This is a genomic window from Pseudohongiella nitratireducens (assembly GCF_001642735.1).
Taxonomy (GTDB): domain Bacteria; phylum Pseudomonadota; class Gammaproteobacteria; order Pseudomonadales; family Pseudohongiellaceae; genus Pseudohongiella; species Pseudohongiella nitratireducens.
The window spans coordinates 62,094-82,564 of the sequence record NZ_LWHM01000021.1 but is presented as its reverse complement, the minus strand read 5'-3'; the positions used below and the strand labels follow the sequence as shown (position 1 = coordinate 82,564).

Annotated in this window: 15 protein-coding genes; 6 read left to right on the top strand and 9 right to left on the bottom strand. The window is 52.0% G+C overall.

The features are described 5' to 3' along the window. Positions 1-81: 81 nt before the first annotated feature. Together PSCS_RS07945 and PSCS_RS07940 are read left to right on the top strand one after the other, a co-directional pair. Positions 82-2,007, top strand: a complete 1,926-nt coding sequence (locus tag PSCS_RS07945; protein WP_068811532.1) for an ATP-binding cassette domain-containing protein — start codon at positions 82-84, stop codon at positions 2,005-2,007. Positions 2,008-2,017: 10 nt separating this feature from the next. Then, positions 2,018-2,893: a DUF1295 domain-containing protein gene (locus PSCS_RS07940; RefSeq protein ID WP_068811530.1), complete on the top strand. Its 876-nt coding sequence runs from the start codon at positions 2,018-2,020 to the stop codon at positions 2,891-2,893. A 6-nt stretch (positions 2,894-2,899) separates the two neighbouring features. Here the strand turns inward: PSCS_RS07940 and PSCS_RS07935 are convergent, their stop codons facing one another. After that, positions 2,900-3,709: a DUF2189 domain-containing protein gene (locus tag PSCS_RS07935; protein WP_068811528.1), complete on the bottom strand. Its 810-nt coding sequence runs from the start codon at positions 3,707-3,709 to the stop codon at positions 2,900-2,902. A gap of 287 nt (positions 3,710-3,996) precedes the next feature. Between PSCS_RS07935 and PSCS_RS07930 the strand changes: the two genes are divergently transcribed. Further along, entirely contained in the window at positions 3,997-5,628 is a 1,632-nt protein-coding gene (locus PSCS_RS07930) for a methyl-accepting chemotaxis protein (protein ID WP_068811527.1), read from the top strand. Positions 5,629-5,731: 103 nt separating this feature from the next. Here the strand turns inward: PSCS_RS07930 and PSCS_RS07925 are convergent, their stop codons facing one another. Both PSCS_RS07925 and PSCS_RS07920 read right to left on the bottom strand, forming a co-directional pair. Next, entirely contained in the window at positions 5,732-6,889 is a 1,158-nt protein-coding gene (locus tag PSCS_RS07925; RefSeq protein ID WP_068811525.1) for an NHL repeat-containing protein, read from the bottom strand. Between the two features lie 144 nt (positions 6,890-7,033). Next, positions 7,034-7,864 (bottom strand): DUF4097 family beta strand repeat-containing protein, encoded by an 831-nt coding sequence (locus tag PSCS_RS07920; RefSeq protein WP_068811522.1) that lies wholly within the window; start codon positions 7,862-7,864, stop codon positions 7,034-7,036. A 336-nt stretch (positions 7,865-8,200) separates the two neighbouring features. Between PSCS_RS07920 and PSCS_RS07915 the strand changes: the two genes are divergently transcribed. After that, on the top strand, positions 8,201-10,192 hold the full coding sequence (locus PSCS_RS07915) for a transglycosylase SLT domain-containing protein (protein WP_158662867.1): 1,992 nt from the start codon (positions 8,201-8,203) through the stop codon (positions 10,190-10,192). 82 nt (positions 10,193-10,274) lie between these two features. Here the strand turns inward: PSCS_RS07915 and PSCS_RS07910 are convergent, their stop codons facing one another. The 3 genes from PSCS_RS07910 to PSCS_RS07900 all read right to left on the bottom strand — a co-directional run bounded on the left by PSCS_RS07910 (position 10,275) and on the right by PSCS_RS07900 (position 12,905). Then, positions 10,275-10,820: a pyridoxamine 5'-phosphate oxidase family protein gene (locus PSCS_RS07910; RefSeq protein ID WP_068811520.1), complete on the bottom strand. Its 546-nt coding sequence runs from the start codon at positions 10,818-10,820 to the stop codon at positions 10,275-10,277. Positions 10,821-10,919: 99 nt separating this feature from the next. Then, on the bottom strand, positions 10,920-11,303 hold the full coding sequence (locus PSCS_RS07905; RefSeq protein WP_068811518.1) for a DUF1761 domain-containing protein: 384 nt from the start codon (positions 11,301-11,303) through the stop codon (positions 10,920-10,922). A gap of 30 nt (positions 11,304-11,333) precedes the next feature. After that, positions 11,334-12,905, bottom strand: coding sequence for an amidohydrolase family protein (locus PSCS_RS07900; RefSeq protein WP_068811517.1), 1,572 nt, complete (start codon positions 12,903-12,905; stop codon positions 11,334-11,336). Between the two features lie 309 nt (positions 12,906-13,214). Between PSCS_RS07900 and PSCS_RS07895 the strand changes: the two genes are divergently transcribed. Next, positions 13,215-14,312: a branched-chain amino acid ABC transporter substrate-binding protein gene (locus PSCS_RS07895; protein WP_068811516.1), complete on the top strand. Its 1,098-nt coding sequence runs from the start codon at positions 13,215-13,217 to the stop codon at positions 14,310-14,312. Then, positions 14,299-16,227, top strand: a complete 1,929-nt coding sequence (locus PSCS_RS07890) for a diguanylate cyclase (protein ID WP_068811513.1) — start codon at positions 14,299-14,301, stop codon at positions 16,225-16,227. Before PSCS_RS07895 ends, PSCS_RS07890 begins: the two co-directional genes overlap by 14 nt. On the opposite strand, the gene PSCS_RS07885 is transcribed toward PSCS_RS07890, so the two are convergent. From PSCS_RS07885 to PSCS_RS07875, 3 genes are read right to left on the bottom strand one after another with little or no spacing between them, the layout of a single operon-like run. Further along, positions 16,193-17,614, bottom strand: coding sequence for a PepSY-associated TM helix domain-containing protein (locus tag PSCS_RS07885; RefSeq protein WP_068811511.1), 1,422 nt, complete (start codon positions 17,612-17,614; stop codon positions 16,193-16,195). The two genes, PSCS_RS07890 and PSCS_RS07885, sit on opposite strands and share 35 nt — an antisense overlap. 7 nt (positions 17,615-17,621) lie before the next feature. Beyond that, the gene (locus PSCS_RS07880; RefSeq protein ID WP_157885659.1) at positions 17,622-18,215 is read right to left on the bottom strand and encodes a hypothetical protein; all 594 of its coding nucleotides are present in this window, start codon (positions 18,213-18,215) and stop codon (positions 17,622-17,624) included. After that, on the bottom strand, positions 18,202-20,370 hold the full coding sequence (locus PSCS_RS07875) for a TonB-dependent receptor (RefSeq protein ID WP_068811507.1): 2,169 nt from the start codon (positions 20,368-20,370) through the stop codon (positions 18,202-18,204). Before PSCS_RS07875 ends, PSCS_RS07880 begins: the two co-directional genes overlap by 14 nt. Between the last annotated feature and the right edge of the window lie 101 nt (positions 20,371-20,471).

The following is a 20,471-nucleotide window of genomic DNA, read 5'->3' as shown; positions in this document are numbered from 1 at the left end:
TTGCTATTCGCTATATGAAGGGCTTAAGTTTATACTGCGGCGCCCTAAATACAAACCGGCCCAATAGGTATTGTCTTAATCATGCTTCTGTTTCGTTTATCCGATTTATCCCTGGCTTTTGGTGAGCACGTATTGTTGGATCGTGTATCGCTGACCGTTCATAAGGGCGAGAAAATTGGCATTCTTGGCCAAAATGGCGCAGGAAAGTCCACCTTTATGAAAGTATTGCTGGGTGAGCAGCATGCCGATAGCGGCGATCTGTGGCGAGCTGATGATATCAAGGTGGCCTGGCTGGACCAGACATTACCGGAACGCACTGATATAGCGCTGTACGATTACATCGCCAGCGGCCTGGAAGGGCTGGGGGAGCTGTTATCAGACTATCACCACCTTACCTATGACCCCGATGTCGACCTTGCTGATGAGAGCAACCTGAAGAAGCTGGCCAGCCTGCAAAAACAGATTGAACAGGTCGACGGCTGGACTGTTGAGCACCGCATTGAGGCCATTCTGGATATGCTCAGGCTACCTGCCACAGCGAGCATGAAAAGTCTCTCAGGTGGTAGCCGGCGCCGCGCATCAATCGGCCGCGCCCTGATTGCTGAGCCCGACTTGCTGCTGCTGGACGAGCCCACCAACCATCTCGATATCCCGACCATTGAGTGGCTGGAGAAAACCCTGCTGGATTTCAAAGGCGCCATCATGGTCGTCACTCACGACCGGCAATTCCTCCAGGCCGTGAGCAACCGCATTGTTGAACTGGACCGTGGTCACCTTCGTGTCTGGGATTACGGCTATGAAAAATTTCTCGCCTTCCGGGAGCAGCAGCTCCAGGCAGAAGAAAAGGCCAATCAGGAATTTGACAAAAAGCTGGCCGAGGAGGAGCGCTGGATTCGTCAGGGCATCAAGGCGCGGCGCACTCGTAACGAAGGCCGGGTCAGAGCGCTTAAACAGATGCGGGAAGAGCGCAAACAGCGCCGGGAACTGGCTGGCAGTGCCAAAATGGCGCTCGATCAGAGCAGCTCCTCGGGTAAAATTGTCATTGAAGCCAATGACCTGCACCATCGCTTCGATGACAAACCGCTGATACAGAACTTCTCCTGCAAAATCCTGCGTGGCGACCGTATCGGGCTGATCGGCCCCAATGGCAGCGGCAAAACCACGCTGCTTCGAATACTGCTGGGCGAGCTGACACCAGACAGCGGCCAGGTCAAGCTTGGTACAAATCTGGACATTATTTATTTTGACCAGCTTCGCAATCAGCTTGACCAGAACCAGAACATCATCGACTACCTTTCAGAGGGCCGTGAATACATCACCCTGAAGGGTAAACCGCGCCATGTTATCAGCTACCTGCAAGACTTCCTGTTCAGCCCTGACCGGGTCAGGCAACCAGTACGCTCGCTGTCAGGTGGAGAGCAAAACCGCCTGATCCTGGCAAAATTATTCAGCAATCCCGCCAATCTGGTCGTACTGGACGAACCAACCAACGACCTGGATATGGAAACGCTGGAACTGCTGGAAGAGCTGTTGCTGGAATTTGAGGGCACACTGCTGATTGTCAGCCACGACCGGAAATTCCTCGATCACGTCATTACCAGCAGTCTGGTCTTTGAAGCCGGTGATCATGTCCAGGAGTATGTTGGTGGCTACCAGGACTGGCGGGACCAGGGCGGCAAAATGGATTCCTTCCTGACAGCGCCCTCAGCGCAGTCTGCAGCGGATAAAGCCAGGAAAAAACCTGATTCTGAGCCGGCTAAAGCGGACAAAGCGCAAAAACAGGCGGAACACCAGCGCCAGCGCATGCGCCAGAAAGAACTGGATCAGGTTACGCGCAGGATCGAGAAAAAAGAAAGCGAAATCGCAGCAATTGAAGCCAAAATGGCCGAACCTGATTTCTATGACCAGGATTCAGCATCGATGCAACCGACCCTGGATAAAATGGCGACATTGCAATCCGATCTGGATGCTTTATACGTACAATGGGAATCATTAGAAGACGGCTAGGGCTGTTGCCATGACCCATTACACATTGCTTGCCACCATTGCCCTGCTTCTGCTGGCCGCTGCCGCAGGGGCGGGTGCTCAAACCCTGATGATCGGGGACATCAACCTGTCAGTCGCTTTGTTATGTGCCATCATTGTCCTGGCACTGAACTGGCTGGCCTTTATCCCGGCCTGGATACGCCAGACAGAGCACTTTTTTGACCTCACCGGCAGTTTAAGCTTTATTGCTGCGACAGGCACTGCTGTTTACCTGACCACCGCCCCGGATGCGCGCGCCCTGTTGCTGGCCACACTTGTTGCTGTCTGGGCGTTTCGCCTGGGAACTTTCCTCTTCCTGCGCGTACGCACAGACGGCCAGGATGGTCGGTTCGACACAATCAAGCCGCATTTTTCACAATTTCTCATGACCTGGACGCTTCAGGCCTTATGGGTCATTGCCAGCAGTGCCATGGCCCTGGCGGCGATTACGACATCATCCGGCAAGCCCTTGGGACCAGTGGCTTTTATAGGCCTGGGCCTGTGGATCACCGGCTTCCTGATAGAGTGCATAGCGGACTGGCAAAAACGTCGCTTCAAGCACCGACTCAAACAGCAGAGTAACCCGGAACAACCTTTTATAAACACTGGTCTCTGGGCATGGTCCCGGCACCCGAACTATTTCGGAGAAATTTTACTGTGGCTGGGTGTAGCCTTTATCGCAGCGCCAGCATTAAGCGGTTGGCAATGGGTCACGCTGGTCTCCCCGGTTTTCGTTATCCTGCTGATCACAAAAATCAGTGGCATCCCCCTGCTGGAAAAGCGCGCCAATGCCCGCTGGCAGGACAATACAGCCTACCAGCGGTATAAGCTCAAAACACCGGTACTGATTCCCAAGCCACCAGCTTAGAACCTGTTAAGGAGCTCCCACCTCACGATTGACCAGCATGCGATACAGATGCCAGGTAGCATGGCCGACAATGGGCAGCAATATGGCCAGTCCAAAAAAGAAAGTCAGCACACCTACCCACATCAGCGCCGCCACGACAACATACCAGAGCATCAACGTTTGCCAGTTACGCAAACAGACTTTCAGAGACAGCCCCACAGCCTGTGCAAAACGCGCCTGTTTATCCACCATGGCTGGCAAACTGACCACGGTCATGACAAAGACCACTGCGCTATAAAGCAGGCCCATTGCACAACCGCTGATCAGCAATTGCCAACCTGCCGCAGTGGTAAACACCTGCTCCATTAATACTGTCAGGGAGCCAGGATTCAGATCACCAAAGTACACCCCGTAAAGCGCGATAGCGGTCTGCATCCAGCAGAAAAACAGGACTGCCAGTATCGCTCCCATCAATAATATGGCAGGCCTTGATGGCGATGACAGCACATCAAACGCATGCCACCAGGCATAATCCAGCCCTTTTTCTTTCCGGCGGCTCAGCTCATAAATGCCACAGGCCGCTAAAGGACCGATCAAGGCCATACCTGCTACCAGGGGAAATATCAGTGGCAGTGGGTTTTCTCCCAGCCCGAACAAGGCAACCATCGCTGCAACAATCAAATAAATTGCCGTCAGAAATACCGGGTGAGTCGGACTGTCAAAAAAATCTGACGTCCCTCGCTTAAGGGCGCGCCATAGGTCATTTCGGTCAATTTGCCGAACTTCAATGGCCGAGAATAGACGATCTTGCGATGAAACGTGGCTCTTGTAGGACATTATGCACACTCCACTTCGCGAATGAATTGTCTGTGTACCATCAAGGGCTTAGACCTGATATCCGGCATTTTTGTTCCAAAACGCTAGATTCAGCGTCACAAAATTGACAAGAAAATTTAATAAAAATCTTCCTGATCAATAGCTTGCGTATCTTTTTATTAAAGTCTGAAAGCCAGTGGCCGATTACATTGCTGACCCGCCCCAAAAGACACAATAACAGCAGGTTGTCGGTCATCGGTTCCTGATTAACAAGCACAAATTCATGAATTCAAGTAGTAGAGCCCCTGATGAAATCGATACAAACACGCCTAGTCCTGCTGATTGGCACCGGCATTGCCGCTATTTTTCTTGTTAGTCTTTCAGCCACACTGATTCTGTCCTCCAACATCACTGCCTACCGCAACCTGGTTGATAACAAAGTTGCTGCTGAGATGGACATCCAGCGCATGAATGTTGATTTCAAGACCCAGGTACAGGAATGGAAAAATGTTCTGTTGCGTGGTGAAGACATCAGTCGCCGTGAAAGATACTGGCAACAGTTCCATGACATGCATGCAACCATTCAGGAAACCGGCCAGCAAGTACTGCAAGAACTGGAAGACGGTCATGTACGCCAGTTAGTGCAAAGCTTTATCGACCAGCATAACGATCTACTGGCCGCCTATGAACAAGGCTACCAGGCCTACATGCAAAGCGGACTGGATTTTCGGGCTGGCGACCAGGCAGTCACTGGCATCGACCGTGAACCGACCAGCTTGCTAAATGAAGCCGCCACAACGATGGAAGCAGATACCCGCGAGGTCTCACTGGCACTTTCCCGAACCAGTCAGCAACTCACATTCTGGAGCCAGATCGCAGTTGTGACCATTGTGATTCTGGTGCTGGCGTTAACACACTGGTTGATTCACCGCTGGTTTGTCGCACCGTTGCGGGTCATTGGCGATACCGTCAGAAAGATGGCAGATGGTGTTTTCGACCAGAATATTTCTTCCCGGCGCAATGATGAGTTGGGCCAGTTGACCAATACACTATCTGACATGCAGGATCGTGTTGCCGATATCATTCGCTCCGTGCAGGAAAGTGCCAGCGAACTCAGCATTGCCTCCCGGGAAATCAGCACCACGGCACGACAGATCAGTGATCATACTGAGAGTTCTGAAAGACATACTGACCAAGTTGCGGCCGCCATTACTGAAATGAGTCAGACTGTTCAGGAAGTCGCGGGCAATGCAGTAGCAGCGGCTTCGGCCGCAGAACAAGTAGACGGCTCTGCCCAACAAGGCTTTTCTATTGCCAAACGCACCAGCGATGCCGTGAATACGCTTTCGCAGGATGTTGGCCACATTGCCAACCTGATGAATGATCTGGATAGGAATGCAGGCAGCATTGGCACGGTACTGGATGTCATCCGGGATATCGCCGAGCAGACCAACCTGTTAGCCCTTAACGCAGCAATTGAAGCGGCACGTGCCGGAGAACAGGGGCGTGGTTTCGCTGTGGTAGCCGATGAAGTACGCGCCCTGGCGCACCGCACGCAGGAGTCGACTGCGGAGATTCAGAGCATGATTGCGGAAGTTCAAACCGGAGCCACTCGCGCTGCAGAGGCCATGCAGGATGGTCTTACCAGAACCTCGGAAACTGTCACCCTGGCTGATCAGTCGCGGCACTCTCTGACGGAAATCAGCAGTGCTATCACGCACATAAAAGACATGATTACGCAAATCGCAACGGCTGCGGAAGAACAGAGCTATGCGACCGACGAAATTAATAAAAACGTGGTACTGGCTGTGGAGCAGGCTCAGTTGTCCAGAAAAACAGCGATGGGTTCAACATCTACGGCAGATAATCTGGATCACTCATCCAACCATCTGCGCGACATGGTTAATACGTTCAAGGTGCAACGCAAAAGCAGACACTAACTGCCTGAACACCGAGCACTTGCCAGAGCGTATCCCCGGTTGCTGCTGACTTATCACATTAACATGCCAGGTCAGCGGCAACCCGCGTCAACTTATAGGGCTGTCAGGGGACATATTGCGGCCCAATCAGGTGTTTCGGATCTGCATCGGCTCGCGGTATCAGCTTCTGTGGTCTGGCATACTGATTATCGGTGCCATACAGGTTGCCCTGACTGTCGACAGCAAATGAGTGCATCTCCAGCCACTTGGTCGGTCCTTCCGCCGGCAGCAGCCAGGTATAAACATGATTGCCTTCCAGATCGAACTGAATGATTTTGGGCGGCCGTATGTCAGTGACCCAGGCGTAGTCTTCGTTGACGATAATATCCAGCGGGAAATCCGGCCCCTGCCAGCGCGCATCAAACTCAAACTGCGGCGTTTCACCATCCTGTCCGGCATTGGTTTGACGAAACACCTGTATGTTCATGGCGTTGCGATCAACCACATAGACTTTATTATCTGGCCCCATGGCAATACCGTGGACACTTTGAAACTGCCCGGGCGCTTCACCGGCTGAACCAAACTCGCCGACATACTGCCCTTCCAGGTTCAAAATCACCACCCGGGTATTTTCCAGGCCATCGGCAACGAGCACATGACCATCCGGTAAGAAGGTAACATCCTGGGGCAGCCCAAAATGCGTTTCATCTGAAGCGGACACACCTTTCTCACCCAGCATGCGAATCAGGTGCTTGCCGTCTTGGGAAAAGACATAAATAACATGGTTGGTTTCATCAATGACCCAGGCGCGACGTTCCGGATCATAAGGACTGACTCGAAGGCGGTGCGGACCGGGGCCATCTGTACCCTCCCAGAGGTGATCCCACTGGTTCCAGATCTCCTGCACCTCACCTTCACTGTTCATCACGTACATCAGGTTTTGCCAGGTTCGCCCCTGACCCTGGATCACGTTCCAGCCCAGGGAGCCTGGGAAATGCTTATATTCTTCAGGTACCGGGTCAGGCAGCTTCGTCTCACCCCGTTGCACGATGAGGATACGATCATCCGTCTCGACATGGACACCGGAGTTACCGCCCCAGGAAAAACCAGGCTCGGCGAAAGGTTCGGCCCAGTACTCAACAATGTCGTAAGGCATCGGACCGGTGGGATCCAGCGTATCCATATCATCCTGGGCGCTAACGCTCGCCCCCAAGAGCAGCAGGCATATGGCCAGTAATGCCGTCAGAGCATGGCCGTGGTCTCGCACAAACAGGTATTGCATACTTTCACCCCGCAGTTTTCGTTTTTATTATCGAACTGTCAGACGGGACAAGTCTGGCACTTTTTCAGCAAAAGTAACAAGCTGAAATGCCAAAACCTGCAAATAAGACATCACAGCGGGGGATTACCCATGGAACGCCAGCCATTACATACTGACATTGCCTTCGATATCACTGAAATGCAGACCACCGGACCCCGTGCTTCCCATGGTCAGATCACCGGTCACACGGTAGACATCAATACTGCCTGAGCCATCTTCCTCAATACGGACATTACCATCGATATCTTCAATGGTAATCGGACCTGAGCCGTCATCATCCACGGTGACATTGCCCACGATCTGAGTAATGTTCATATCACCAGAACCATCATTAAGGTAAATATTGCCTGTCCAGTTGCTGATATCAATATCGCCTGATCCATCTTCCAGCTCGATATCACCTTCGCCCTCAGTCAGATGAAGCGAGCCAGAACCATCATCAATATCCACGGCTCCGAGTATGTTGCGTAGTTCTATCGACCCTGAGCCATCATCAATTTCCATCGCCCCTTGCCAATCACTGACAAGCAATGAGCCACTGCCATCATCAATATCCAGATCGATACCGCCAGGGGCCTCAATGGTCATTTCCAGGTAGGCGTAACTGTCTCTTGTCCAGCCAAACCAGCCGTCATCGGCCTTGGTCTCACTGATCACTTCCCAGCGATCACCGTTGCGCTCATACTGCAGTGTCACACCATCCAGCGAATCCTCTGAAGAAGCACATGCCCGGGCGGTAATTCTAATGGAATCGCCACCCTGGCCACTGATTTCAATAGGGCCAGCACCTGCATCTATTTCCAGTTCCTGGATCTGGTTGGCATCCAGGTCAATGTCATAATCGCGCTGATACTCACACTCCTGTGCCTGTAAGGTAGCAGTGCTGGCCAACGTTGTTAAAAAGATAAATACGGAAGCGACTTGTGCTGTTTTCATGTGTTTTTTCCTCAATGTTTGAGTCAGGCATTGGGGCCTCTTCACAGACCCCTGGGTTATTCTCAATGAAGCAACAACTGCGCCAATAAAGTAAACACCTTGACTGCAACGCTTGCCTGGTACCAGATAAAAGCATAACTCTCTGTTTAAAAACAGTTTTAAATTTTAAACAGGCCCTCCAAAGGCTGACAGCTATATACCCGCGCGTCCAGTAATTCGACCAACTATTAACCAAACTGGCTGACTGTTGGCATATCTGCCAATCTGGTGGAGCCGTCTTCAGGCTAATGGTAGAGTGTGATTCCCATGGTCAGAAACAGCACCGAACGCGAATTTATGTCCGAACTGCATTCCTGGTACAACACAACCAGTCGAGCGGCCAGCAATCTGGTACGCCACACAAATTTGATGGCTATCATGCTCATTTGCCTGATTTTGCCGGATCACGCAAACGCGCAATCCTCAGACTGGTCAGATGAACGACAGCTCTTTCAGCAAGCCCAGGAGGCACTGGCAGCAAGAGAGATGGAACAGTTCAATACTATGCGACAACAACTGGCCGAAGCGAACTACCCGTTGCTGCCATACCTGGACTATGCAGAGCTGGAGCCACGGCTGGGAAGCCTGCCTTTTGAAGATGTCGATAAATTTCTGGCCGATTATCAGCCCTCTTACCTCGCAGCCAGGCTGGAACGCCAGTGGGTAGCGACGCTGGCTGAACTTGACCAGGAACAGGCGCTCATTCGTTATTTCAACCCTGACAACAGCTACACCCAGTTAACCTGCCAGGCATTACTGGCTCGCCACAACCAGGGCGATGCATCGGTTCTCGACCAGGCACCGGCACTCTGGAACGTTGCCCGCTCTCAACCGAACGAATGTGATCCCCTGTTTGACGCCTGGATGGATGCGGACGGGCTGACTCCAGAACTGATCTGGGAGCGATTTGAGAAAAACATGCAGGCGGGTAACCGGAACCTGGCCAGCTATATCAGCACACTGATGCCCGTTGACGACAAAGCGCTGGCCGATCTCTGGCTCAACGTGGATCGCCGCCCGGAGCGGTTGGCCAGCGACGCTGGCCTGGAAAACACTGATCCGCGCGTTCGCCCCATGATCCTCCGGTCATTGCGCAAGCTAGCCAATATTGATGCGGCGCAAGCGTTGTTGCAATTAAACCACTATCGCGAGATTCATCAATTCAGCAACTCAGAAATGTCCGGCATTCAACGATATATTGCCCTGCGGCTGTTATTTCAGGGATTCGTTGTTGAGACAGAGTCTCTGATACAGAACACTCCGACGCTACAGACTGACGTATTGGTGGGCTGGCTGATACGCGATGCCCTGGCTGATCTGGATTGGCAACGCGTGCAAAAGTGGCTTGCCTTACTACCGGATGAAACCCGCAACTCAGAACGTTGGCGATACTGGCGGGCCCGTGCAACCCAGGCGATCAGTTCGGATGAGCATAGCCAGCAACAAAGCCTGAGCACCTTTCAGGAATTGGCAGAATCGCGCAGCTACTATGGCTACTTATCGGCAGACCGGGTGGATGAACCTTATGCCCTGACACATATCCCTGCCCCAACTGATGCCAGCACACAGCTGGCCTTGTTGCAGCGCCCGTCGGTCCAGCGTGCTTACGAGTTACTGCAAGTGGGCGAGGAAATAAATGCCCGCAATGAATGGCGTTACCTTCAATCCTCTCTCAATGACCACGAAGTGGCTGCCAGCGGCGTACTGGCAAAAAACTGGCAATGGCACCGGGAAAGCATCCAGGCCATGATCCGCATACAGCACTGGGACGACCTGGAACTGAGATTTCCTGTCGCCTATCTCGACAGTTATGACCAGGCATTTCAGGATACCGGACTGGACACCACCTACCTTTATGCCATCACCCGACAGGAAAGTGCTTTCATGGCTGACGTGGTCTCTCCCGTTGGAGCACGTGGCCTGATGCAGTTGATGCCCGGCACGGCAGGCGATGTTTCACGCAACCTGGGGCTGTCTGTGTCACGCAACGACTTATTTGAACCATCAATCAATATTCGACTAGGCAGTGAATATCTGTCACAAATGATCGAATCGTTCCAGGACAATCGCATCCTTGCCACTGCCGCCTACAATGCCGGACCAAACCGGGTCCGGCAGTGGTTACGAGATCAGGCTCAAACCTTGCCAGCCGATGTCTGGGTCGAGACCATACCATTCCTGGAAACGCGGCAGTATGTACAAAATGTGCTGGTCTATGCGGTGATATATGGGCACAGACTGGGTCGGCCACAGGCGTTTCTACAGCCGTCCGATCTGGAGATCCCTTAGTTTACTTGCCCTGATAAAACGCATAAAAAAACAGCAGGCATCACTGGTATGATTCTATCACCGAGTCAATATAGCGCACCGCCTATATAGTAGGGACACCCGTCTCTTTATCGTCAAGGCTTCGGGTATTCTTCACCTGCCAGTATTCCCGGATCCCGTCCTCTCCTTTTTTCATAGCCCATTTATCAAGCGTATCCCGTTCACCATCAAACGTATAGAACGGCACGGCAAAGCCACAGGAAGTTTGCACCAGTGCAATATCCAGAACAAAAACCTGACGCGCACCTGCCGGGTTGCCAAACTGAGCCAGCCATTCATACCAGTCTGGGTCTGTCGCCTGAATACAACGAACCTTGCCATACAGACGAAGGATGAGTGGCTGACGATCAAACGAGCAGAACATCACTGTCATCCGGTTAGCTTCCAATAAATGCGCAGCTGTCTCATTGCCACTGCCGGTCAGATTCAACCATGCCACCTGATTCTCATTCAGAACACGTAATGTATCCCGTCCCTTGGGTGATACATTAACGTATCCATCTGGTGCCGCTGTACCAACAAAATACATATGTTGCTGTTCAATAAATGCTTGATGCTCTGCCAACATGCGTTCAAAGCGCTCTGCCATTCCCTAATTCTCCATTCCACTTCATGCTGTACATATTTTTCGCTGCACAGCTACTTATTGCTTTACGGCTGTAATACCTTCAACAAGAGGCCTTAGCTCTTATAGCACTGCCAGTATCAGACCATAGAGCGTAAACTGCAGGGTATGATACCCGGCATCAATAAAAAACAGTTTCAGGCTACGCTGTGCAAACAGGTAATTAATACCATAAGACGTCGCTACCCAGCCGGCCCCGGCTGCGACACCAGCTCCAACCCCCAGCCCCAACCCTGGGTCCGGTCCAAGAAACATGGCAAACACAAAAGCCGAGACAAAGGCCAAAATAAATGCGCCACCAAAGACCTGCAACGGTTTGATGTTATCAATATTAACACCGGTTTCCTGCTGCCAGATTTTGCCGAATAGCGCCTGCGAATACCAGGCTCCCCCCAGAATAAAAGCAGACAGTGCCGCCAGAAAGACTGCTAGCATATTGACTTCCATTCTTACCTCTCCTCATTTTCACTATCATCATCAAGACATAGTAGGCAAAGTGAGTGGCCCGTCCTGCAATATCCGGCTCCAGACACGCTGCCCGACCTGGTAAGCTTCCTCCATCAATGCACCTTCATCCACTGTCAGTACACGATGATCACGCATAACAAACTTTCCATCCACCATGACAGACTCGACATCAGAAGGTTGACCATTGTGTAGCCATGCCGACAGAATTCTTCCTGAGGGCGTCAGGTGTGGTTTCATGACATCAAGCACAATCAGGTCAGCTTTTTTACCCACCGCAAGCTGACCTAACGACCCCCCCATATTGACTGCACTTGCACCACCACTGCACGCATCTGCAAGCAGGTCTTCCGGTTGCGGCAAAATGCCCGGGATATCATCAGCGCGCTGAATACGCTCCATCTGCATGGCAACTTTCATGACATGGAGCATATCGTTATTGTTGTTATCCGTTCCCAGACACATACGCACACCGCCACGGCGCAACCGGGTAACCGGCGGATTGACACCACGATTGGCGGCCATCGACGCCTGGTGTGTCACCATGGTTCCTGAGTCAGCCAGCACCCTGATCTCATTATCATCCACATAACGCGCATGGGCGGCAAAGAGCCGGGGCCCAAGATAGCCATGTTCCTGCAAAAACAAAGCGGGCCGCATGCCGTGATAGCGCAACATGAAATCGACCTCAGCCTGAGACTGCGTCATGTGAATCGTGTAACCCAGCTCATGCCGGTCTGCAAACTCGCGTACATCTCTGAGCAACTGAGGTGAAGACAATTCGACCAATGCCGCTGCGGGGAAAACCTGAATCCGACCATTATCATAACCATGCCAGCGATCAAACAGATCACTGATGCGCTGCATGCCCTCCTCCCTGAGACGATCGGAGAATTGCGGTGGCACACTGTTGGCTAACCTCGGCGGTGACATTGGGCCATCGACTGTTTCGATGTCCCTGACCGATTCCGCAAACACCCAGCGCTGCCCCGTCTCTGCCAGCGCCGCAGCATCCCTGGCGATGTTACCCACATTCTGAACGACCGTTGTAGTACCACCCCGCAAGGCTTCAAGCGCACCCACCATCGACATTAAAGTGGCTTCTTCTTCACTGATCAGGCTAAAGGGACTAACAGGCAGATTGAGACTGTTGGGAAAACCGAAGTCTTCGTTAAATCCTTTGTCGAGTGCCTGGGCAAGATGGGCATGGCAATTGATCAAGCCAGGCAGAATCGCTTTTCGGCTACCGTCATAAACAGCAGCATTGGGGAAACGTGACAACATTTCGTCCGTATTCCCGATAGCGGCAATGGTGTCGCCCTGAACCACCAGGGCAACGTCTTGATAGGTCCGGCGATCTGCATCGTTGCTGACCACTGTAGTATGGGTAAATACCGTTATGTCATTATCCGCAGAGCCTGCCTGGGCACCTGTTGCTTGTGCAACAGCCTGATTCGGGTTGTTGACTAAAGATGCAGCTACCAAACCACTACCAGCCAGGGCGACACTGCTTTGCATGAACCGCCGCCGGGAAATCAGGGGCTGGCTTGATTGAGGGTCTTGCTGTCCGTCCGAATGCTTCATGTTAGCTTCCTCACCTCGCAGAGATATTAATATTCACCGAACCGACAGCACGAATCTGCCAATGCGGGCTCCCCCCTCTACTGGATGACAAGCTATAAATCTCATATTCATGGTGAGCGCGCAACTGCTAATCTTTGAAGGAAGGACTAAGGCTTGCCTCATGCTGGCCGATAATCTGTTAACTACTTCACATTTCAGAACATTTGGCGCAAAATTGACTGAATTTTTCGCCGTTTATTCGAGGCCAGCGTCATAGTGGGAAATACAAGCAAACAAAACATGCTTTGGCTTTGCCAGTGCTTGCTATGCTTGTTGTTAACACTGGCTTCAGCCACGCACGGCCAGGGTGAGAACCCAAACACCGCCACCATTGCCATTGCCGGTCCCATGTCAGGCACCAGCGTATCGGTCGGGACACAGTTTCAAGCAGGGGTCAGGGCAGCAATCGCCCTGGAAACTGATGGGACCTTGCTAGGTAAGAAATTGATCGTCACAGAGTTTGATGACCGTTGCCGGGCCAATATTGCACTGTCAGTTGCCGAGGAGGTCGTCAGACAAGAGCCAAAGCTGGTTATCGGCCACTCCTGCTCCACCTCTACACTTGCCACTGCCCCAGTCTATGCTGCCCAGGAAGTCCTTCAGATTACCCCAGCATCGACTGACCCTAACATTACCGAACTGGGCCTGAAGACGATTTTCCGCATGCTCGGACGGGATGACCAGCAAGGCCAGCTGGCAGCACAACATATTCTGGAACACTTCCCTGAGGCACGCATTGGTATTTTGCGCTTTCCTACCAGCTATTCCATAGGAGCGACTGAAGAAGCAATGCAGGTGCTTGAAAGGGCCGGGGCTGAGATTGCACAAATGACTCAAGCAGTGGCTTCCGCAACCTCATATCTGGAGCAAGTGCTGCTGATGATGGAGGCTAATGTTGATGTTGTTTATGTGGTCGGGGGCGTACTTGATATTGGCGTTTTCACTCGCCAGGCAAGCATGCTGCGCGCTGATTTTCGGATTATCAGTGCAGACAGCCTGATTTCATCTACTTTTCCCAGTATTACCGGGCCTGAAGCTGACGATGTTATGTTCACGTTTCCCGCCGAGATCGACAACCAGGTATCACCGGAACGATTTAGCGAAATTGCACAGGCTATTTACCAGCATCGCAATGTAGAAGCCAGAGGATATGCTTTACTCAGCTTTGCCGCTGTCCAGGTCTGGATAGAAGGTGTAAACAGGGCAGGCTCATTTGCTGCGGCTGAAGTCGCCGCCGCCATTCGCGAAAGCACCATTGAAACCATCATAGGTGATGTCTCCTTTGACGAGAAAGGCGATATCACAACTGATTACCCAAACTTTACATGGCATATCTGGCGCGATGGAGAAAGTCATGTCATGGAGTAATCCGCGCTATGCTGGCAAGCGCTCCCGTGGCTGGCGCCGCTATCTACATGAAGGGTTGGGCATACGTCGCAGCTTCCTGCTGGGCATTACGTTAATGACAGGACTAATGGTGTTTGTGGTAAGCACAGCACTGATCAACTCTGAGCGCCTGACCGGGGACGTCAATGATATTCTTGGCGAACGCCTGCCCTCGACAATGAACAGCTTCCGGACAGCACGGGCTGTGGACAACCTGGCGGCCCGCGCCCTGACCCTGCTGAATATCAGTAGTGAGGCGGAGAAGCAGCGCGCTTTTTCTTCACTGGATGAAGCCCAGGCTCAGGTTGAACCCTACCTTAGGTCGCTTTATGACAGAGAGGGCGATGAACCTACGCAAACCATTTTACAATTATCCACTGAACTCAACGCTAACCTGGCTGACCTGAGAAACCTGGTTGAACAACGTCTGGATATTCTGATCACCCGTGATCAATCCCGTCGCGCCCTGTCAGAGGCCTGGCAGGCAATGCAGCAGCACCTGACTTTCCGTATCCGCATGCTTGAAGCCGACAGTGATGTAATTGCCCACCTTGGTACGCAACCGGATTTCCCCGCACAGGATTTAAGGCAAATGGCTATCGATAATGCCAGGCTTGTGCCCATCTCCAGGTTATATACCTTGCTTGGCATGATCAGTGGCGATCAGATAAGAGCCACCACAAGCTCAACCTTAAGTCAGCTGGAAGTATTCGAGCAGCAAATTGCCTCCGACCTGGCAGAAGCCAATGAAGCCAAGAGTAAATTACCGGATTTTATTCAGGAAGCCATCGAACCTGACTTTCAACGCCTGATCGACATCAGCAATTCACCTGACAATCTGATTAATTTACGGCGTAGAGAGCTGGAGCTGTTAAGCAATGGTTATTCCTTATTACTCCAAAACGCAGAAATCACCTCACAGATTGATGAAGCCTCGGAGAATTTGGCAAGCCAGGAAGTCAGGCAAATCAATCGGGCAGGCGAGAATGCTCTGTCCTACAGCCAAAGCTCTCGCCTGATTTTATTGACCGTTACAGCGACTGGCCTGCTGGGTATGCTGCTGTTCTTTTACCTGCATGTTATGCGTAATCTCATCCAAAGAACCGCCAACCTTAGCTATACCATGCAAGAAATTGCCAGTGGTAATTTTGATGTCAGTCTGCCGCAAGAAGGCCGAGATGAATTAGGCCGCCTGGCCAGTGCTGTTCACCAGTTTCATCGCGTTGCCCAAGAGGCCAGTGCCCGCAACTCGCAACTGGAAAGCAGCAAACAGCGCACAGAAGCAGCCTTACAAGTGCTGACAGAAAAAACCCGCGAACTTGAGTCCGCTAATACACAGCTGACTGAACTGTCTGTTTCAGATGCTTTAACCGGACTGGCAAATCGCCGCCGATTTGACGATGTACTGGAAAGTCAGTGGCAGCGTGCTCTTCAGGCCAATGACGCGATTGCAGTTCTGATGATAGATGTGGACCGGTTTAAAGAGTATAACGATCTTTATGGGCACCAGGATGGGGATAGCTGCCTTCAACTCATAGCTTCCACCCTGAAGTCTCATATTAACCGATCTTCCGACATTCTGGCCCGTTATGGGGGAGAGGAGTTCAGCATTGTCTTGCCAAGCTGCAAACTCGCTGACGCCTGCCGAATCGCAGAACAGGTGCGTCAGGCGGTAGAGGCATTGAATATGAAACATGACGAATCTGCAACCGGTACCGTGACCGTCAGCGTCGGTGTGGCCAGCACCACACCTGGCAGTGAAGAGTCAGCAGACCTGTTACTGCGCCAGGCAGACAGTGCTCTTTACCGTGCTAAGAGGGCTGGTCGGAATACCGTGTATTGTCGTCAGGACAATGAGTACGTCAGCGCTGCTTCCTCAGATACATCAGGGCAATAACCAAACAACCTGTCACCAGCAAACTGATATTAATCAGCAGCGCCACCCCATGGAAAGCATCACCGCCGTATACCAGCGCGTGTACAGCAGCAAGCACTCCCGCCAGCAAAGCACTCGCGGTAATCAACCACCTTCGTGTGATTGTTGCTGTTTTTATCACTAGCCCAAGCATCGTGCTCAACGCCAGTAACAGCCAAAAAGCAGAAACCGCTGACAGACCGGACAGCAGACTGATCAGGGCCGAACCAAGAATCGCCACAGGTACTCCCCATACGAAGCCTGGCCAGATGTCATTGATAACGTCTTTGTGTTTACGTTTATTTAGCCAGATATTTACCCCGCTGACGCAAACGACACACAGAGCTATACCCAGAAAGCCATACAGAAGCATAACCGGTAAACCACCAAAATGGCCAAAGTGCACACGAAACACAGAAAAGATGGCCTGGCGCCCTACAGGCCCATCGGTATATCCCACATTATCAATATAGTCACCATTCTGATCAAAACGGTACTGCTCTGCATAAATCAAACGATCAGTGTGGTGAGCACCTATCAGCATATATTGTGAAGGTGAGTTAGCATCCTCAATCGTGACATAGAAAGGATCTGCTTCGGGGACAATTTCTTCCAACGTCGCCAATGCACGGGAAATATTGACGGGCACTACCTCCTGCTCCAGCGTTGGAGGGCCACCAAAGACCTCAGCCAGCCGGGCCTCATCATCACCGCCAAAAAACGCGCTGGCAATGATGGCATTCATCAAAACCGCCACGCCAAAATAGGCACCCGAGACGGCAATGATCAGATGGAAGGGAGCCGCCCAGACGCTTAAGCGATTATGCAGGTCTGTTTGCTGCAACCTGGGTGAAGCTCCTTGTCGAAAATGAAAGGCATCACGAAAAATACCCGGGTGGGAAAGAAATCCTGAGACAATCAGTGCAGTCATTAAGACACCCGTAATACTGACCACGATCATTCCCCAGGTTGCGGGCAAGTGAAGATGATCATGCAGACTGATCAACATATTTGTCCAGGGGCTGGCAAGCACCTTGCCGCGACTCCCATCCTGGTTCAGCAGCCATGCACCTTGCGAGGAAACCAGTGACGCTCTGGGTATGCCTTCTCTGGGTAACATGACCAGTACATCGCCAGCAAGGTCTGGGGTTTGTTCTACCAAATCACGATAAACATTGTTCAAAATAGCCGTGTCTATCTGGGTGAATTCCTGAACATCCGGCTGTTCCCAGCGATCAAGGTATCGCGCAAACACAGTCACCGTTCCAGAGATACACACCAGATATAAAACAGCAGCCATTGCCAGGCCAATCCAGGAATGACTTTGCAAATAACGTTTGACCAAAGCGGGTGGCAGAGAAAATTTCATTTGCAAATTATCCGAATAAATAAAGCGCGCTTAAGAGTCCAACAACAGCCAGAGCTGCAACAGGTCGCAGCAATGATGTTTGCGCTAACAACCAACTGGCAACAATGCCCCAGACTAATGACCCAGCCAATAACGCCAGGACCAGCGTGTCATTTTTTATCAAGGGGAGAAGATCGGTGAGTGCGACTGTTGCCAGCAAGGACACAGCGCCGGCATATGGCAGAACCATAGCGGTACGGAGCAGCAGTACCAGCCAGCGCTGCGGATGGTGTAACTGGTATACCTCGGTCACAGGGCGACGTGCTTCTGTGACCGGCTTTTTATCATGACGTTTTGCGACTTGATTTTTTGTAGCAATAAACCATTGTCTGCCAACAAAAACCCAGGCCAGGATACCCGGCACCAGGAATGCATACATAACAGCAAACTCAATACCATGCGCCAGCGTCCAGGGTAGCGTCGCCAGCGCGATCAACAGCCAACCAGCAACTGTCCACCATTGCTGACTGGCGGTATGTCGACACCACCGAAAGTACAGCAGCATCACACCAGCCATTGCCATGATCAAAGCGAAAAGCGTATTCACCTCAGAAATCAACACTGGCTGACATGACCAGTGTGCGCGGTTCTCCGAGCACCAGATAATTGGAGCCGGGGAAGCCACCCACGGAAACCCATTGGTCTTCATCAGTCGCGTTGCGCAACCGCGCCCGGAAAGTCACCGGCTTTTCATTAAAGCGACGTGCGTAACGCAGCCCAAGATCAAAACGCTGCCAGGACTCCAGCTCAACTGTATTGGCTGCATCCGCATACTGCGATCCGGTGTTAACCATGCGCCCTTCCAGCGTCAGCCCTGCTACCGGTGTATCCCATTCCACATTAATATTGGACTGGTTTTCCGGAGCACCAACGGCTGTATTGCCATCGAACTGGCCGTTCTCGGTGCGTTGCTGCTCCGCCTCAAGACGAGTGTAACCGGCGATGATGCGGACATCTGGTGTAATTTCACCAAAAGCACTGATTTCCAGACCGCGATTTTCCTGCTCACCATAAGTGCCAAATACATTATTTTCTACATAACTACTTGGCTTACTGGTCTGATAGAAACTGATTGAACCGCCAACACTACCGAAATCGCCTTTCACACCCATCTCAAACTGTTCTGACTGATAGGGATCAAACACTTCACCAGCATTGAGCACCGGGGCACCGCCACTATTGGCAGGAGCAATTTCTCCGGGCAACAAACCTTCAATATAGTTAGCATAGAGAGAAACTGTTTCGCTGGGCTTATATACCACGCCCAACACCGGCGTCACACGAGATTCATCGTAGCTTGAAAGCTCTGTGCCTGAATTGTAATCAAACGATGCCGTAGCAATATTCTGCCAGCGCGCACCGACTGTCACCAGAACCTGGTCATCCAGAAAGCCCATCATATCCGCTACCGCAAAGCCTTCATTATCAACTTTTTCTGTGATATATGGCGCCGACATGGATCCACCAACAAAAAAGTCTGCATCCGGCGCATCCACAGTAAAAGGATCATAGAGGTCTCCGGCAAAACCACTGAAGCTGGAGAAAGCATAAGCGTTTCGGGATTCGAGCGAGAATGACGACGCTGTGACAGTCACCGCATGTGATACACCCCGGTAATCAAGATCCGCACGCATGCCTACTTCGCCTGACAAAATGTCGTCTTCACGAACATTGTCAAACCGATAGGCTGAGGTCGTACCATCGACTGCAGCGTTCGGGTTTGCCAGGCGATTCCTTTCTTCGCCCTGACGCGCACCGATTGCAGCCCATGCTCGTAGATTCTGGTTGATGTCATACTCACCACGGGCCGCACCGAAGAATTGTTCCTCATCCGTGAATGTCCACGGCTGGGCAAAGTTCGTATCGGCTGAAGGTGCAGCCGGTATCTCGCCGTTCGGTGTGACACTCGGACGCGGTGAATCAATGCGGTGGTCCTGATACCCCATATCCGCAGACAACCTCAGCCGCTCCCCCTGGTGATCCATACCCAGGGACATCGCTGTCAGCTCACGCTCCTGATCGTTCACCGACGTTTCACCATCGCGACTGACGATGTTGCCGCGCACACCAGTTTCACCGTTGCTGCCAAACCGGCGACTGACATCAGCGGCCAACTGCCGCTGGCCGCCAGACTCCAGACCCACCGTGACTCGGTTCAGGTCAAGCACATCTGCTCGTTTTGGAACCAGATTCACAGATCCACCCAAGCTGCTACCACCGGGTGCTGCGCCGTTCAAAAAAGCACTGGCACCGCGAAAGACTTCCACCCTTTCTGCAATCTCTGCTGCGACAAACTGACGAGGCAAAATACCGAAGACACCGTTATAGGTCATGTCGTCGGAATAAACCGGAAAGCCACGAATCATGTACAGCTCCTGAAAGTTGCCAAAGCCTTTGGCAACCCGGACGACCGGATCATTCTGCATTACATCGGCAACGCTGACAGCCTGTTGCTGGCGAATCAGATCTTCAGTGAAATTACTGCTGGCAAAAGGAGACTCCATCATATCCAGGTTACCAAGCATGCCAGCACGCCCCCCACGAGCGACCTGACCACCTGAAAAAGCTTCAGGCAGGGCCACCTGTGAACCGGTTACGATAATTTCTTCCATTTCGGATGAAGCCGCACCTTGTGCAAGCAGTGACGGGGACAGAGTGATAGCGCTGATAACCAGGGCAAGTTTGAATGACGAAGTACGGTTGAGGCTGTTATTCATGAAGTATATCCAGACGAAAACAGGTCAGAATGACCCGATAGAGAGCACGTAAGAAAGAAAGCAATCTTAACGATAATTACTCTCATCTGCAATCAATTTAT